Here is a 12,291-nt window from a genome sequence, read left to right on the forward strand (position 1 = left end):
AAACGACAAGAATCCCGCCGGTCGTCACTTCAGGACGGCTGCGATGAAATCCCGGGTGCGGACCTGGGTCGGTGCGACCAGGACCGTGTCGGGCGTGCCGCGCTCGACGATCTCGCCCTTGTCCATGAAGACGACGTCGTTCGCCACCTCTCGCGCGAAGCCGAGCTCATGGGTGACGACGATCATCGTCATGCCGCTGGCGGCGAGGTCGCGCATCACGTTCAGCACCTCGCCGACGAGCTCGGGATCGAGCGCCGAGGTCGGCTCGTCGAACAGCATCAGCTTGGGCTTCATCGCCAGCGCCCTGGCGATGGCGATGCGCTGCTGCTGCCCGCCCGAGAGCTCGCTCGGATAGGCGTCGCGCTTCTCGGCGAGGCCGACACGCTCCAGCAGCGCCATGGCATCCGCGACGATCTCCTTGCGCGGCCGCTTCAGCACCGTGAGCGGCCCCTCGATGATGTTCTGCAGCGCCGTCATGTGGTTGAACAGGTTGAAGCGCTGGAACACCATGCCGGTGACGAGGCGCTGGCGCGCGATCTCCGGGTCGGTCAGCTCGTGCAGCTCGTCGCCGACGCGGCGATAGCCGATCAGTTCGCCATCGACGCGGATCGCGCCCTGGTCGATCTTCTCGAGCTGGTTGATGCAGCGCAGCAGCGTGGACTTGCCCGAGCCAGACGGCCCGATGATGCACTGGACCATGCCGGGCTCGACCGAGAGCGAGACGTCGTTCAGCGCCTTCAGATCGCCGAAGAACTTGCTGACATTGGCGACGGTGACGATGGCGGTATCCGCATCCGCCTGGTTCTGCGCCGCGCTCATGCCGGCTCCTCCTCGATCTTGACGGTGCGTTTCGCCCGCCTCTCGCCGCGTCCCTTCGAGAAATGGCGCTCGAGGAAATACTGCCCGATCTGCAGCAGCGTCACCACGAGCAGATACCAGCCGGCGGCGACGATCAGCAATTCGATGACGCGGGCATTGGCGAAATAGATCGTCTGGGCGTTGCGCAGGATCTCGGCATACTGGATCACGCTCGCCACCGAGGTCAGCTTCACCATGCTGATCACCTCGTTGCCGACCGGCGGAATGATGACGCGCATCGCCTGCGGCAGCACGATGCGACGCAGCGCCGTCAGCCGCGTCATGCCGATCGCCTTGGCGGCTTCGGTCTGCCCGGTATCGACGGAGAGGATGCCGCCGCGCACCACCTCGGCGGTATAGGCGCCCTGGTTCATGCCGAGCCCGAGCAGCGTCGCCATGAACGGACCGATGATGTCGATGGTGCGCCAGGAGAACAGCCCGGGAATGCCGATGGTCGGGAAGACCAGCGCCAGGTTGAACCAGATCAGGAGCTGCAGCAGCAGCGGCGTGCCGCGGAAGAACCAGATGTAGAACAGCGCGACGCTGCGCAGCACCGGGTTCGGCGACATATACATGATCGCGAAGACGACCCCGAGCACGATGCCCAGCGTCATTGCGCAGACCGTCATGATCAGCGTGTTGCCGAGACCGGAGAGGATCGCGGGCGCGGTGAAGAACTGCCCGACCACCGGCCAGGCGATGTCGCCCTTGACGAAGGCGGCGACGATCCAGGCGAGGACAGCGATGATGAGCGCCGCCGCGACCCAACGCCCATAGAAACGACGCGGCACGATCCTGAGTCGCGCGATCGCGGCCAGATCGCGGCTGGCGACCGGCGAGGTGACGGCATGGCTCATCGACGGCGCTCCCGGACAGGCTTGCCGGCGGCTCTCGAAAGCGCCATCGACCGCGATGCCGTTGGTCCGCGGAAACCACCGCAGCACGGGCAGATTGTCAAATTCATGCGAGCCCCTCCTCCCCAAGCGTAAGAATGACCTCTTGACCCGGCAGCCAGCAAACGAAACGATCTCCGGTAGCCTAGTCCAAAACGGAATACCCATGGCCTTGCGGCCCCCGCCCTCCTCCACCGCCATGCGCGCCTTCGTCACCGTCGCGCGACTGGGCTCGACCGCCCGCGCCGCAGGCGTCGTCAACCTGACGCAGAGCGCGGTCTCCAAGCAGATCCTGTCGCTCGAGCACCATCTCGGCACCGTGCTGTTCGAGCGCAATCCGGTCGGCCTCAAGCTCACCGAGGCCGGCGCAATCTACCTGCCCTATGCCGAGGCCGCCCTGGAGCAGATGGAACGCGGTGCGATGCGCCTGGCCGAGCGCGTCGCCATCGCCCGGCCGATCCGGTTGCACATGGTCGCCATCGCCGGCGAGCGCTGGCTGATGGAGCGCTTCCCCGTCTTCGCCGAGGCCCATCCCGGCGTCGATGTCCAGTTCACCAACTATGTCAGCGAAAACGAGACGGAAGAGCCCGACATCGAGATCAACCACGGCACCCCGCCCTGGCCCGGCAAGGAGGCGCATTATCTGTTCGGCCGCGATGTCGCCCTCGTCGCCGCGCCCGAATTGCTGGAGCGCATGGGCGGTTTCCGCCGCGCCGCCGACATCCAGAAGATGACGCTGCTGCAGCATTACCAGATGCCGGCCTTCTGGGCCGAGTTCACCGAGGCGCATGGCCTGCGCGGCGCGGTGCCGGCCCATACCGTCCGATACGGCTATTACTCCGTCATCATCCGCGCCGCGGTCGCGGGGCTCGGCGTCGCGCTGGCGCCACGCTGCTATGTCGCCGAGGAACTGGCTTCGGGCGCATTGGTCAACCCGCTCGATATCGGCTTCACCAGCGTCACCGGCTGCTGGCTGACCCGCCGCCTGGACCAGCCCTCGCGCCCCGGCCTCGACGCCTTCATCGCCTGGCTGAGGACGGAGGCCGCGGCTTTCGACGCGGCGACGCGAGCAGCCTGAGCGCCCGCAACCTCCCGGCCGGCCATGCGTTGACATCGGCACAGGAGGAGGCCGCCATGATCACCATTCTTCCGGCTCCCGACCATGTTCTCGCCATCGCGTTCAGCGGCACCATCGAGCCGGCCGATATCGAGCGCGTCGCCGCCGATGTCGAAGACCGGCTGAGCCGGCACGAGAAGGTCGCGATCCTCGCCGATATCACCGCCTTCGACGACATGACCTTCGCCGCCGCCTGGAAGGACGCGCGCTACAGCTTCGGCAAGCTCTGGGAACTCAGGCGCTTCCCCAAGGAGGCGATCATCGTCGAGAAGGGCTGGCTCGATCGCGTCGCGCGGCTCTTCGCCCCGGTGGTCCCCTTCGTCGAGATCCGCACCTTCCCGCCGGCCGAGCGCGAAGCCGCGCTGGCCTGGGCCGCCGATATCGAGGGCGGCCCCGACACCTGAAGCACGGGCGCTGCGAGCCGGGGCTCGGCTCGCGTGTCAGCTCCGGCGGCGGTCAGCTTCTGGCGAACGTCTCGTCGAAGGCATAGCCCGCGCCGCGCACGGTCCGGAGCGGGTCCTTGGCGTCGGCAGGCGTGATCGCCTTGCGCAGGCGGCCGACATGCACGTCGACGGTGCGCTCGTCGATATAGACGTCCCGGCCCCAGACGGCGTCGAGGAGCTGGGCGCGGGAATAGACGCGGCCCGGTGCCTGCATCAGGAACTCGAGCAGGCGGAACTCGGTCGGCCCCAGATGCAGCTCGCTGCCGGCGCGGCGGACGCGCCGGGTGGTGCGGTCGAGCTCAAGGTCGCCCGCCTGCAGAAGACCGGCGACATGGCCGGGCTTCGCCCGGCGCAGCAGCGCCTGGATGCGCGCCGTCAGCTCCGGCAGGGAGAACGGCTTCACGACATAGTCGTCGGCGCCGGTCGCGAGCCCGCGCACCCGCTCGGTCTCCTCGCCGCGCGCCGTCAACATGATGATCGGCACCCGCTCGGTGTCGCGCCGCGAGCGCAGCCGGCGGCAGAGCTCGATGCCGGAAAGGCCCGGCAGCATCCAGTCCAGCAGCACCAGATCGGGCGTGTGGTCGCGCAGATGCAGTTCGGCGTCGTCCCCCCGCGCCACGCTGTCGACCTCGAAGCCCTCGGCTTCGAGGTTGTAGCGCAGCAGCAGGGTGAGAGGCTCTTCGTCCTCGACGATCAGGATGCGTGCCGCCATGATTCCTTAGCCTCAGCTACCCGTGATCGCCTCGACCTCGATATTGGTCGTGTCGAGCTTCGGCCGGTTCGCGTCGAGCGAGTCACCGGTGATGAGATAGTGGATCGTCTCGGCGATGTTGGTGGTGTGGTCGCCGATGCGCTCGATGTTCTTGGCGCAGAACAGGAGATGCGTGCAGAAGGTGATGTTGCGCGGATCTTCCATCATATAGGTCAGGAGCTCGCGGAACAGCGAGGTGTAGAGCGCGTCGATCTCGTCGTCGCGGCGCCAGACCTCGAGCGCCTTCTGCTCGTTGCCGGCGGCATAGGCGTCGAGCACGTCCTTGAGCTGCGCCTGAACGAGGCGGCTGATGTGCTCCAGCCCGACCACGGCGCGGTGCGGCGGCTGGAACTGCCCGGAGATGGCGACGGCGCGCTTGGCGATGTTCTTGGCGAGATCGCCGACACGCTCGACATCCGCCGCGATGCGGATGGCGGAGATCAGCTCGCGCAGATCGTTGGCCAGCGGCTGGCGCCGGGCGATGGTCAGCACCGCCTTCTCCTCGACCTCGCGCTGGAGATTGTCGAGGCGCTGATCGGCGGAGATGATCTTCTGGGCCAGCGTGGTGTCGCGGCGCACCAGCGCCACGGTCGCATCGCCGAGCATGCGCTCGGCCATCCCGCCCATTTCGGCGAGGCTGCGGCGAAGGCCTTCGAGATCGGCGTCGTAGGAGCGGACGATATGGTCGGTCATGGGGTTCCTCCTCCGTCGCCGCTCAGCCGAACCGGCCGGTGACGTAATCCTGCGTCTGCTTCTTCGCCGGGTTCATGAAGATCGTGTTGGTCGGCGCGAACTCGATGACCTCGCCGAGATACATGAAGGCCGTGTACTGCGAGATGCGCGCCGCCTGCTGCATGTTGTGCGTCACGATGGCGATGGTGAAGTCGCTCTTGAGCTGCTCCAGCAGGTCCTCGATCTTGCCGGTCGAGATCGGGTCGAGCGCCGAGGTCGGCTCGTCGAACAGGATCACTTCCGGCTTCTGCGCGATGGTGCGCGCGATGCACAGGCGCTGCTGCTGGCCGCCGGAGAGGCCCATGCCGGAGCTCTTCAGCTTGTCCTTGACCTCGTCCCAGAGCGCGGCGCGGCGCAGTGCGCCCTCGACGCGGTCGTCGAGCTCCGACTTCGGCGGCTTCTCGTAGAGGCGGATGCCGAAGGCGACGTTGTCGTAGATCGACATCGGGAACGGCGTCGGCTTCTGGAACACCATGCCGACGCGCGAGCGCAGCTCGTTCACATCGACGTCGTTGGAGATGATGTTGCGTCCGTCGAGCATGATCTCGCCGGTCGCCTTCTGCTCCGGATAGAGCGAGTAGATCCGGTTGAAGATGCGCAGCAGGGTCGACTTGCCGCAGCCCGAAGGCCCGATCAGCGCCGTGACATGGCGGTCACGGAAGTCGAGATTGATGTTCTTCAGCGCCTTGTGCTCGCCGTAGTAGAAATCGAGGTTTTTCACCGCGATCCGGACGGGAGCCTCGGCATCGAGCGACTGCGGGGAGAGTTCAAGGGTCGAAAGCATCGACATGGTCCTCAAGGTCGGGCGCGACCGGGCTGGATTCAAGTCTTATTTGCCGCCGGCGACGACGCGCCGGGCGATGATCGAGAGCAGCAGGATCGAGATCGTGATGATCAGCGAACCAGCCCAGGCGAGTTGCTGCCAGTTCTCGTAAGGGGCGGAGGCGAACTGGTAGATCGTGACCGGCAGGTTGGAAACGCCGCCGACGAGATTGGGCGAGAACCAGAAATTGTTGTTCAGCGCGGTGAAGATCAGCGGCGCCGTCTCGCCGGCGATGCGGGCGAGTGCCAGCAGGATGCCAGTGACCATGCCGGCCTTCGCCGCGCGCCAGGTCACGCTGGTGATGACGACGGAAGGCGGCGCGCCGAGCGCCGAGCCTGCCTCGCGCAGCGGGCCGGGCACGAGGCTGAGCATGTCCTCGGTGGTGCGCACGATGACCGGGATCGCGATGATGCCGAGCGCGACGCCGCCGGCCCAGCCGGAATAGCCGCGGAAGGGCTCGACCAGGATGACGTAGACGAACAGGCCGATCAGGATCGACGGCGCCGAAAGCAGGATGTCGTTGATGAAGCGGATGATGTTGGCGAGCTTGGAGCCGCGGCCGTATTCCGCCAGCCAGGTGCCGGCGAGCACGCCGATCGGCGTCGCCACCGCAATGCCCAGGAAGGTCAGCACGATCGAGCCGACGATGGCGTTGGCGAGGCCGCCGCCCTCGGAGCCCGGCCCGGGCGTGACATGGGTGAAGGTCGCGAGCGAGAGCCCGCCGATGCCCTTCACCAGCAGCATGCCGAGAATCCAGAACAGCACGAAGATGGCGCAGAAGGTGAAGCCGGTGGCGATGACCTTCATCGCGCGGTCGGCGGTGCGGCGCGACTGGCGCACGCGCCCCCAGGCGATGTGCGATGCGGCCGGTGCGGAAGAGGTGGACATGCTCATCTGACCCAGACCTCAGAATTTCTTGACCCGGGCGACCAGCAGCCGCGCGATGACGAGGACGACGAAGGTGACGAAGAACAGGATGCAGCCCAGCGCGATCAGCGAATTGAGCTGCAGGCCCATCGCCTCGTTGAACTCGTTGGCGATGCGCGAGGCTATGGTCGAGCCGGGGTCGAGGATCGAGGCCGAGAGCCGGTTGGCGTTGCCGACCACGAAGGTCACCGCCATCGTCTCGCCGAGCGCACGGCCGAGCCCGAGCATGATCGCGCCGATGATCGAGACGCCGGCCTGCGGCACCAGCACATGGCGCACGACTTCCCAGGTGGTCGCCCCAATTCCATAGGCGCTCTCGCGCAGCACCGAGGGGATCTGCTCCAGCATGTCGCGGGTGATCGAGGCGATGAAGGGCACGATCATGAAGGCGAGGATGATGCCCGCGGTGAAGATGCCGAGGCCCGAGGGCGAGCGCGAATAGAGCACCGTGCCGACGATCGGGATGCCCTCGACGATATTCGAGAGCGGGATCTGGACATAGGCCGCGAAGAGCGGCGCGAAGACGAACAGCCCCCACATGCCGTAGATGATCGAGGGTACGGCGGCGAGCAGCTCGATCGCGGTCGCGACCGGCCGCTTGAACCAGGGCGGGGCGAGCTGCGTCAGGAACACGGCGATGCCGAGCGAGAGCGGCACGCCGATGACGAGCGCGATCAGCGCCGTCGAGAGCGTGCCGACGATCGCCGGCCAGGCGCCGTACTGCTCGTTCTGCGTATCCCAGACGCTGGAGGTGATGAAGCCGAGGCCGAATTCGCGGAAGGCGGGCCAGCCGCCGACGATCATCGAGAGCATGATGCCGGCGAGCAGCACCAGCACCAGCAGCGCCGCGAGGAAGCTCGCATTGCGGAAGACGAGGTCGAAGGTCGCCTTCGGCGTCTTCCGGATCACCGGTGCCGGGGGAATGCTTTTCATGTCGGTTACGGCGGTCATTCCGCGAGGCTCCGATAATGTCGCCGAGGCTGCTCGAGCCGGTCCGGTTCGATCGGCCTCAGCCCTCATCCTGAAGAGCCTCCGGTGCCGCGACCGGCGGCTCCTCAGGATGAAGGCTGAGCGTGGTCGGGCAAGGCGGGATAACCCGCCTCGCCCTGTCGGTCAGGCTGCGATCAGAAGATCGGCTTGCCGGAGTTGTCGGTCACGCCCTTCCAGGCGGCGCGGACCTCGTCCTTGACGTTGGCCGGGAGCGGCACGTAGTCGAGATCGCTCGCCAGCTTGTCGCCGCTCTTGTAGGCCCAGTCGAAGAACTTCAGCGCGGCCTGCACGTCGGCCGGGCTTTCCGGCTTGGCATGGACCAGGATGAAGGTCGCCGAGGTGATCGGCCAGGCATCCTTGCCCTTCTGGTTGTTGAGCGAGATGCCGAAGCCCGGCTGCTCTTTCCAGTCGGCATTGGCGGCCGCGGCCTGGAAGGCCTCGATCGTCGGCATCGGGAAGTTGCCGTCGGCATTCTTCACCAGGGCGTAGGAGAGCTTGTTCTGCTTGGCATAGGCGTACTCGACATAGCCAATCGAGTTCGCGACCTGCTTCACCGAAGCGGAAACGCCCTCATTGCCCTTGCCGCCGATACCGACCGGCCACTGCACGGCGGTGTTGTTGCCGATCTTGGTCTTCCACTCGGCCGAAACCTTGGAGAGGTAGTCGGTGAAGACGAAGGTCGTGCCCGAGCCGTCCGAACGGTAGACCGGGTTGATGTTGGCGTCGGGGAGCTTCAGATCGCCGTTGAGCGCGACGATCTTCGGGTCGTTCCACTTCTTGATCTCGCCGAGATAGATCCCGGCGACGATTTCGCCCGAGAGCTTGAGCTTGCCCGGCTCGATGCCGGCGATGTTCACGGCCGGAACGACGCCGCCCATCACGGTCGGGAACTGGATCAGGCCGTCCTTGGAGAGCTCCTCGCCCTTGAGCGGGGCGTCGGTCGCACCGAAGGCGACGGTCTTCGCCTTGATCTGGCGGATGCCGCCACCCGAGCCGATCGACTGATAGTTCAGGCCGACGCCGGCTTCCTTCTGATAGGCCTCGGCCCATTTCGAATAGATCGGGAAGGGGAAGGTCGCGCCGGCGCCGGTGATGTCGGCAGCCTGGGCGGAACCGGCGATCCCGGCGGCAACGGCCGCGAGAACGAGAATCTTGCGCATTGAGATGTCCTCTCTGGGTCGCTGTTTGCAGCGACCTCGTCAGAACACCCTCAGTATGACAGCCACATGACATTCCGTCATGAAAACTGTCACAAAGGCTCGGGCCGTTCCGGATTGTCAGGGCTCAGGCCGCGCTGCGGCCCGTTCCGTAGCGGGGCAGGATCGCCTTGAAGGCAGCGCCCTGCCCCGGCTTGCTCTCGATGGTGAGCCGGCCGCGATGGCGCAGCACGATGTGCTTGACGATGGCGAGCCCCAGTCCCGTGCCGCCGGCCTCGCGGCTGGCCGCCGTATCGACACGGTAGAAGCGCTCGGTCAGGCGCGGAAGATGCTCAGGCGCGATGCCCGGCCCGTCGTCGCGGACGCAGACGCTGGCCTCCCCGTCATGAATCTCGACCGCGATTGCGACCTCGCCGCCGCGCTTGCCGTATTTGATCGCGTTCTCGACCAGGTTCTCCATCAGCCGCAGCAACTCGTCCCGGTCCCCCGGCACCTGCAGCGGTTCGGACGGCGCCTTCAGCTTGAGGGTCACCTCGCGCTCGCGCGCCAGCAGCGCGAGGGAATCGACGATCTCGCGCGCGATGCCGGCGAGATCCACCGGCGCGTCGGGCGCGACATGGGCGCGCTGCTCGATCCGCGACAGCGAGAGCAGGTCGTCGACGAGCCGCGCCATGCGCAGCCCCTGCTCGCGCATGATCCCGAGAAAGCGCTCGCGGGCCTTCTCGTCGTTGCGCGCCGGCCCCTGCAGCGTCTCGACGAAGCCGAGCAGCGAGGCCAGCGGCGTGCGCAATTCATGGCTGGCATTGGCGACGAAATCGACGCGCATGCGCTCGATGACGCGCTGCTCGCTCAGATCCTCGAAGGTCAGGAGCGTCGGACGGCGCTCGGCCCGCCCGGCAAGCGCGGCGATGTGGATGCGGAAGGTCCGCTCCACCGGAACGCGCTCGACGAGCTCGATCGTCTTGCGCCCACCATCCAGCGCCACCGCCTCGATCGCCTCGATCAGGTCGGGGTCGCGCAGCACCAGCGCCAGGAGCTTGCCGGTCTCGAGCCCCGGGATCAGCGCGCGCATCGCCGGGCTCAGCGCCTGCGCGACGCCGAGCTCGTCGAGCAGCACGACGGCGGTGCCGAGCGCCTCGACGAAGCCGCGCGCAGCGGCGATGGGGAAAACGGCGGTGTCGATCATGGAACGTCCGAAGCTGCCGGCCGTTGCCGGCTCGGCCCTTCCTGCGCGGAACGGCAGAGGGCGTCAATTCCCTTCGGCGCAGTAGCCGGCTAGGCTCCACCGGGGAAGAAACGGGCTCGTCCCGGCGAGGAGACAGAAACGATGGCGAAGAAATTCTCAGGCGCCGAGATCGAAAACCTGATCCAGCTGCCGGCGACGCAATCGACCCCGAAGGAGAAGCGGCCGCCCAAGCCGGGCAAGTCCAAGAGCATCGGCAAGGCCCGGAATGCCGGCAAGGCCAAGGGCTTCGACATCGAGGCCGATACCCTGCCTGAATCGATCGTCGACGCCGCCTATCACAGCGGCGACTACCCCTATGGCAAGCGGATGAAGCGCAAGCGCTACAACCGCGAATTGGAGCCGCTGCAGATCGAACTGCAGAAGCTGACGCGCTGGGCCCAGAAGCATGGCGAGCGCATCGTCGTCGTCTTCGAGGGCCGCGACGGCGCCGGCAAGGGCGGCACCATCGCCCGCTTCACCCAGCATCTCAATCCGCGCCAGGCCCGCATCGTCGCCCTGCCCAAGCCCTCCGACACCGAGAAGGGGCAGTGGTATTTCCAGCGCTACGCCGCCGAGATGCCGACGGCCGGCGAGATCGTCTTCTTCGACCGCTCCTGGTACAACCGCGCCGGCGTCGAGCGCGTCATGGGCTTCTGCACGCCGGAGCAGACCGAGAGCTTCCTGCGCGAGGCCCCCGTCTTCGAGGGCATGCTGACGCGCGGCGGCATCCGCATCGTCAAGCTCTTCCTGACCATCGGCCGCGAGATGCAGATGATGCGGCTGCATGCCCGCTGGCACGATCCGCTCAAGCGCTGGAAGCTCTCGCCGATCGACTTCGAGGCGATCCCGCGCTTCGACGATTATTCCCGCGCCTTCGACGAGATGCTCGGCCGCACCTCGACGAAAGACGCGCCCTGGGTCGTCGTGCGCAGCAACGACAAGCTGCGCGCGCGGCTCAACGCCATCCGCCATGTCCTGCGGGCGATCCCCTACAAGGACAAGGACGAGGCGGCGATCGGCCCGCTCGACGACAAGGTCGTCGTCTCGGTCGAGCGCTATCTCGCCAAGGGCGGCGAGCCGGAAACCGCCTGAGGCTCTCTCATCCGCTCGGCGAGAAAATCGACGAAGGCGCGGATGCGCCCCGCCATATGCTCGTGGCCGGCGAAGACGGCGTGGATCAGCTCACGGTCATCCGCATCATAGGCCTCCAGCACCGGCACGAGCCGGCCCGCGGCGAGATCCGGCTCGACATGGAACCGGCCGAGCCGCGCCAGCCCCATGCCGCGCAGGCAGAGATTGCGCAGGGTGGCGCCGCTATTGGCCAGGAAATTCCCGGCGACCGTGCGGCTGAAGCGCTCGCCGCTCGCCGGATCGCGGAACAGCCATTCGTCGAAGCTCGAGCGGAAATTGAAGCGCAGGCAGTTGAACCGCTCGAGATCGTCCGGGGTCCGGGGCGTGCCGTGCCGTTCCAGATAGGCGGGCGAGGCGATGACGATGCGGCGCGTCTCCAGCAGCTTGCGCGCCTTGAGCCGGGAATCCCGCAGGATGCCGGCGCGGATCGCGATGTCCGCGCGCTCCTCGACCAGGTCGATCACCTCGTCGTTCAGCGAGATGTCCAGCTCGATCTCGGGATAGAGCGTCAGGAATTCCTGCACCCGCGGCAGGACATACATCACCCCGAACCCGACGGAGACGCTGACCCTGAGCCGGCCGCGCGGCACCGCCCGCGCCCCGCTGGAGAGCGCGCTCTCGGTCTCCTCGATCTCGGCGAGGATGCGCCGCGCCCGCGCCAGATAGACCTCGCCCTCCGGCGTGAGCTGCAGGGCGCGCGTCGTGCGCACCAGAAGCCGCGTGCCGAGCCGGTCCTCGACGCGGCTGATCAGCTTGCTGACGGCCGAGGGCGAGAGGTTGAGCTTGCGCCCGGCCGCCGAGAAGCTGCCGGCATCCGCCGCCGTGACGAAGACATCCATCTCACCTGCGCGATTATCCATCCGCCACCGCCCCCAAGAGATCGCGCCTCACGCCCGTCGCGCCTCAAGCCCGCGCCTCAAGCTCCCTTGGCGATGGCCTGCTTCAGCCGCGCGACCGCCTCCGTCGCGCCGGACCGGACCGTGATCTCCAGCGACGGCGCCTCGCGCTCGATCATCTCGATCAGCGTTTCCGGCGAAATCTCGGCCCGCGCCGCGGTGAGCTTCAGCACGGCATTGGCGATGATGTTGGGCCAATACGCCGCCCCGCCCTTGGCCAGCCCCTTGGCCTTGCGGCCCTCGAATTCCTGGGCGAGCTGTTCGGGGGTCTTTTTGGCCATGGGGAGGGTTCCGTGAATCGCTTTGAGCGGTGAGCTTACCTCAATCGGGCCCGAAAAGGCGCGGGGA

General features: G+C 67.0%; 14 protein-coding genes. 3 read left to right on the forward strand and 11 right to left on the reverse strand.

Going from position 1 to position 12,291, the window contains the following annotated elements; all coding sequences use genetic code 11:
- Positions 1-24 precede the first annotated feature (24 nt).
- Together GGC47_RS09950 and GGC47_RS09955 are read right to left on the reverse strand one after the other, a co-directional pair.
- On the reverse strand, positions 25-819 hold the full coding sequence (locus GGC47_RS09950; RefSeq protein ID WP_142021993.1) for an amino acid ABC transporter ATP-binding protein: 795 nt from the start codon (positions 817-819) through the stop codon (positions 25-27).
- Entirely contained in the window at positions 816-1,715 is a 900-nt protein-coding gene (locus GGC47_RS09955) for an amino acid ABC transporter permease (protein WP_112761481.1), read from the reverse strand. Before GGC47_RS09955 ends, GGC47_RS09950 begins: the two co-directional genes overlap by 4 nt.
- Before the next feature lie 202 nt (positions 1,716-1,917).
- Here GGC47_RS09955 and GGC47_RS09960 point away from each other — a divergent pair, with 202 nt between their 5' ends.
- Both GGC47_RS09960 and GGC47_RS09965 read left to right on the forward strand, forming a co-directional pair.
- Positions 1,918-2,829, forward strand: a complete 912-nt coding sequence (locus GGC47_RS09960; protein WP_038359764.1) for a LysR substrate-binding domain-containing protein — start codon at positions 1,918-1,920, stop codon at positions 2,827-2,829.
- A gap of 56 nt (positions 2,830-2,885) precedes the next feature.
- A complete protein-coding gene (locus GGC47_RS09965; RefSeq protein ID WP_142021995.1) occupies positions 2,886-3,272 on the forward strand; it encodes a SpoIIAA family protein in 387 nt (128 codons plus the stop codon).
- Between the two features lie 52 nt (positions 3,273-3,324).
- On the opposite strand, the gene phoB is transcribed toward GGC47_RS09965, so the two are convergent.
- From phoB to GGC47_RS10000, 7 genes are all read right to left on the reverse strand, one after another.
- Complete coding sequence (gene phoB, locus GGC47_RS09970; RefSeq protein ID WP_038359768.1) at positions 3,325-4,023, reverse strand: phosphate regulon transcriptional regulator PhoB; 699 nt, start codon at positions 4,021-4,023, stop codon at positions 3,325-3,327.
- Between the two features lie 12 nt (positions 4,024-4,035).
- Positions 4,036-4,755 (reverse strand): phosphate signaling complex protein PhoU, encoded by a 720-nt coding sequence (gene phoU, locus GGC47_RS09975; RefSeq protein ID WP_038359770.1) that lies wholly within the window; start codon positions 4,753-4,755, stop codon positions 4,036-4,038.
- 22 nt (positions 4,756-4,777) lie between these two features.
- Positions 4,778-5,584: a phosphate ABC transporter ATP-binding protein PstB gene (gene pstB, locus GGC47_RS09980; protein ID WP_038359773.1), complete on the reverse strand. Its 807-nt coding sequence runs from the start codon at positions 5,582-5,584 to the stop codon at positions 4,778-4,780.
- A gap of 39 nt (positions 5,585-5,623) precedes the next feature.
- On the reverse strand, positions 5,624-6,505 hold the full coding sequence (pstA, locus tag GGC47_RS09985) for a phosphate ABC transporter permease PstA (RefSeq protein ID WP_038360388.1): 882 nt from the start codon (positions 6,503-6,505) through the stop codon (positions 5,624-5,626).
- A gap of 18 nt (positions 6,506-6,523) precedes the next feature.
- On the reverse strand, positions 6,524-7,495 hold the full coding sequence (gene pstC / locus GGC47_RS09990; RefSeq protein ID WP_038359776.1) for a phosphate ABC transporter permease subunit PstC: 972 nt from the start codon (positions 7,493-7,495) through the stop codon (positions 6,524-6,526).
- A gap of 173 nt (positions 7,496-7,668) precedes the next feature.
- Positions 7,669-8,694 carry a phosphate ABC transporter substrate-binding protein PstS gene (gene pstS, locus GGC47_RS09995; RefSeq protein ID WP_113254534.1) on the reverse strand — a complete coding sequence of 342 codons (1,026 nt, stop codon included), beginning with the start codon at positions 8,692-8,694 and terminating at the stop codon, positions 7,669-7,671.
- A 124-nt stretch (positions 8,695-8,818) separates the two neighbouring features.
- The gene (locus GGC47_RS10000) at positions 8,819-9,877 is read right to left on the reverse strand and encodes an ATP-binding protein (protein ID WP_038359828.1); all 1,059 of its coding nucleotides are present in this window, start codon (positions 9,875-9,877) and stop codon (positions 8,819-8,821) included.
- 186 nt (positions 9,878-10,063) lie between these two features.
- Between GGC47_RS10000 and ppk2 the strand changes: the two genes are divergently transcribed.
- Positions 10,064-11,008 (forward strand): polyphosphate kinase 2, encoded by a 945-nt coding sequence (ppk2, locus tag GGC47_RS10005; RefSeq protein ID WP_429068107.1) that lies wholly within the window; start codon positions 10,064-10,066, stop codon positions 11,006-11,008.
- Here ppk2 and GGC47_RS10010 read toward each other — a convergent pair.
- Together GGC47_RS10010 and GGC47_RS10015 are read right to left on the reverse strand one after the other, a co-directional pair.
- Entirely contained in the window at positions 10,972-11,907 is a 936-nt protein-coding gene (locus GGC47_RS10010; protein WP_038359830.1) for a LysR family transcriptional regulator, read from the reverse strand. The genes ppk2 and GGC47_RS10010 overlap by 37 nt on opposite strands.
- Positions 11,908-11,963: 56 nt before the next feature.
- Positions 11,964-12,224: a hypothetical protein gene (locus tag GGC47_RS10015; RefSeq protein ID WP_112761450.1), complete on the reverse strand. Its 261-nt coding sequence runs from the start codon at positions 12,222-12,224 to the stop codon at positions 11,964-11,966.
- Between the last annotated feature and the right edge of the window lie 67 nt (positions 12,225-12,291).

Source organism: Allobosea sp. OAE752 (genome assembly GCF_050433265.1).
Taxonomy (GTDB): domain Bacteria; phylum Pseudomonadota; class Alphaproteobacteria; order Rhizobiales; family Beijerinckiaceae; genus Allobosea; species Allobosea spartocytisi.